A 3,925-nucleotide genomic window follows, 5' to 3' on the forward strand; every position below is an offset into this window, starting at 1 on the left:
CCCAAAGGTTCGTGGGTACGAGAGAGATGTGTAAAAGAGACGGGCCGTCGTCCCACCGGCCGTCGTCTCGTCGTTCTTCGGGGGCCGGCCCTGCCCCAGGGCCGCCTGCCGGAAGGCGAGGAAGCGGGTGCCCGACTCGGCGGCCGACGGGCCGCGCGCGGGCGTGGGCGCGGGCGCGGGGCGCTGTTGGCCGAGGCCCTCCGGATGCGCCTTGGCCAGGGTGCGGCCGCGGCGGCGCTTGGGCAGCCCGGCCTCGTTGACCTGCGGCACGCCGCCGGTCTCGATGACGCCGCCGTCCCTGGCCGGCGCGTGCTCCGCGGTGGGGCGCGGCTCGTCGGTGACGGGCGCGTCGCCGACCGCCAGGGCCACCGTGCCGCCGGCGACCGGCAGCCGGGCGCCGGACGAGGCGCCGGACGAGGCGCCGTCGCCCGAGGGGCGCAGCTTGACGGTGAGGCCGCGCCGGGAGGCGGTGTCCTGGTCGTCGATCCGGTCGGACTTGGGGCGGGTGACGAGCTCCTGCGGGATCATCAGCAGGGCGCCGGTGCCGCCGCGCGCGGAGGGCCGGAAGGAGACCGAGAGGCCGTGCTTGCGGGCCAGCACGCCGACCACGGCGAGGCCGAGGCGGGTGCCGGAGAGGGTGGTCAGGTCGAGGGCCTCGCTGGAGACGGCGCGTTCGGCGCGGCGCAGCGCCACCTCGCTCATCACCAGGCCGCTGTCCTCGATGGTGACGACGACGCCGGCCGGGACCTCCTCGGCGTAGACGTGCACCTCGGCGTTGGGCGGCGAGAAGTTGGCCGCGTTGTCCATCAGTTCGGCCAGCGCGTGCATCACGCCCTCGGCGGCGTGGCCGGCGACGGCGACGCCGACCGCGGAGTGCAGCCTGACCCGCTGGTAGCCGCCGATCCGGCCCATGGCGCCGCGCAGGACGCTCTCCATCACGATCGGCTTGCCCCAGCGGCGGCCCGACCTGGCGCCGGTGAGCACCGCGATGCTGTCGGCGAGCCGGCCCGCCTGGGCGGTGCGGTGGTCGAGGTGCAGCAGGTCCTCGAACACGTCGTCGTCGGTGTGCCGGTGCTCCATCTCCCGCAGGCTGGCCAGCATGCTGGTGGACAGCGCCTGCATGCGTCCCGCGGCGTTGGCGCAGGCCGCCATCGCGGCGGCCTTGGTGGCCTCGCTGCGGGCGATCTCCTCGGCCGTGGTGCGCATCACGCGCTGGGTCTGGGCGTCGTCGGGCCGCTCGACGGCCGCGATCGCCGTCTCGGCCGAGGCGCCGCCGCGCAGCCGCTCCACCAGCCGCGGCACCGAGGTGTCGACGAAGCGTGCGACGGCCCGCTCGTGTGCCTGCACCCGCTCCCGCAGCACCCGGTAGCGGCCGGCGTGGGCCACGGCGGCGGTCACCGCCGCGCACAACGCGAGCGCCGCGGCGCCGCCGCCCCAGACCAGGGGGGTGCGGAACGACTCGGGAGCCTCGGCGAGGGCCGCCGCCCAGACGGCGCCGGTGACGACGGCCGAGCCGAGCAGGGCGATCACTACCGGCCGGAGCGGGGGGCGCACCGCCCGGAGGTGCAGAGGTATGTGCGCTGTCATCACCCGGGACCTCGCTGACGGGGACCTGTTCAATTCGCCCACACTATAGGTGACTTCCCACCGAGGGATGAGATGTCAGGTATGGATCTGGTATGAAGACCGTTCTCGTCTCGCGTGTCACTTCTGTGTGTTCGATGAGCGTTTCCCGTCGCTGACGATCGATTCGAGCCGCCGAAGCGGGCAGGCTGTGGTCATGCGCCATCAATTTGGACAGGGGCAATCGGGACAGGGCCGATCAGGACAGGAACGGTCGGGACAGGAACGGTCGCCGGCGGGTACGGCCCGGGTGACGGAGCTGGCCGCCGCGCTGCGGGCCACGGTCCGCGGCGAGGTCGACTTCGACGCGGCCGGCCGGGCGCTGGTCACCATGGACGCCTCCAACTACCGGCGGGTCCCGGTCGGGGTCGTCGCCCCGCGCGACGCGGACGACGTGGCCGCGGCGCTCGCCGTCTGCCGCGCGCACGGCACCCCGGTCGTGCCGCGCGGCGGCGGCACCAGCATCGCCGGCCAGGCCACCGGCACCGGCGTGGTCCTCGACTTCACCCGCCACATGAACCGGGTGCTGGCCGTCGACCCGGAGGCCCGCACCGCCGTCGTCCAGCCGGGCGTCGTCTGCGACACGCTGCGCGACGCGGCCGCCGAGCACGGCCTCACCTTCGGCCCCGACCCGTCCACCCACAGCCGCTGCACCATCGGCGGCATGATCGGCAACAACGCCTGCGGCTCGCACTCCGTCGCCTGGGGCACCACGGCCGACAACACCCTCGAACTCGACGTCCTCACCTACCGCGGCGACCGGGCCCGGCTGGCCCGCGGCGGCCACGAGGTGCCGGCACCGCTGCGCTCGGCCGTCGAGACGCTGGTCGCCGACCGGCTCGCGCTGCTGCGCACCGGCTACCCCGAACTGCCGCGCCGGATCTCCGGCTACGCGCTCGACGAACTGCTGCCGGAGAAGGGTCGCGACTGGGCCCGCGCCTTCACCGGCAGCGAGGGCACCCTCGGCGTGCTGACCGAGGCCACGATGCGGCTGGTGCCGGCGCCGGCCGCGCGGGCCCTCGCGGTGCTCGGCTACCCGGACGAGTCGGCCGCCGCCGAGGCGGCCGCCGGGCTGCTGGCGTACGGGCCGCTGACCGTCGAGGGCATGGCCGCCGACCTCGTCGGCGAGGCCGCGCTCGGCGTGCTGCCGGCAGGCGGCGCCTGGCTGTTCGTCGAGACCGGCGGCGCCGACCCGGCCGAGGCGCGCGCCGCCGCGGAGACGATCGGCCGGGCGGCCGCCGCCGACCTCACCGGCTGGAAGGTGGTCGCGGACCCGGCCGGGCAGCGCGCGCTGTGGCGGGTGCGGGAGGACGCCTCCGGCACCGCCACCCGGCTGCCGGACGGCGGCGAGGCGTGGCCAGGCTGGGAGGACTGCGCGGTGCCGCCGGCCCGACTCGGCGGCTATCTCCGCGAGTTCCGCGGGCTGCTGCGCGACCACGGGCTGCGCGGCGCGCCGTACGGTCACTTCGGCGACGGCTGCATCCACATCCGCATCGACTTCGACCTGCTCACCCCGCCCGGCATCGCCCGGTTCCGCGAGTTCAGCGTGGAGTTGGCCGACCTGGTCGCCGCGCACGGCGGCTCGCTCTCCGGCGAACACGGCGACGGACTGGCCCGCGCCGAGCTGCTCCCCCGCATGTACGGGGACGAACTCGTCGGCGTCTTCGAGGAGTTCAAGGACCTGTGGGACCCGGACGGCGGCCTCAACCCGGGCGTCCTGGCCCGCCCGGCCCCGCTCGACGCGAACCTGCGCTTCACCGGACTCCCGGTGAAGCCGGGCCCGTTGGCCTTCTCCTACCCGCACGACGACGGCGACTTCTCGGCCGCCGTCCGGCGCTGCGTGGGCGTCGCCAGGTGCCGGGTCACGACGCCTGGTTCTGACGTGATGTGCCCCTCCTTCCGGGCCACCCACGACGAGACGCACTCCACCAGGGGCCGGGCCAGGCTGCTGCACGAGATGCTGATCGGCGAGGTGGTCACGGACGGCTGGCGGTCGCCCGAGGTGCGGGACGCGCTCGACCTCTGCCTCTCCTGCAAGGGCTGCCGCAGCGACTGCCCGGTCGGCGTCGACATGGCCACCTACAAGGCCGAGTTCCTGCACCACCACTACGCGGGGCGCCGCCGCCCCGCGGCCCACTACGCGATGGGCCGGCTGCCGCGCTGGCTCGCCCTGGCCTCGGCGCTCCGGCTGGCGCCGGTGGCCAACACCCTCGCCGGCCTCGGCCCGTTGGCCGCCCTCGCGAAACACCTCGGCGGCATCGCCCCGGAACGCGACATCCCCCCGCTGGCCACCGCCCCCTTC

The 3,925-nt window shown here is 75.4% G+C and carries 2 protein-coding genes; one reads left to right on the forward strand and one right to left on the reverse strand.

Annotated elements, in window-relative coordinates; translation table 11 throughout:
* Positions 1–1,587 (reverse strand): sensor histidine kinase (locus E1283_RS33350; RefSeq protein WP_165956341.1); only part of this gene is annotated, 1,587 nt, incomplete at its 3' end.
* Between the two features lie 193 nt (positions 1,588–1,780).
* On the opposite strand from E1283_RS33350, the gene E1283_RS33355 reads away from it, so the two are divergent.
* On the forward strand, positions 1,781–3,925 hold a 2,145-nt coding region (locus E1283_RS33355), incomplete at its 3' end, for an FAD-binding and (Fe-S)-binding domain-containing protein (protein WP_132821910.1).

The organism is Streptomyces hainanensis (genome assembly GCF_004348415.1).
GTDB lineage: Bacteria > Actinomycetota > Actinomycetes > Streptomycetales > Streptomycetaceae > Streptomyces > Streptomyces hainanensis.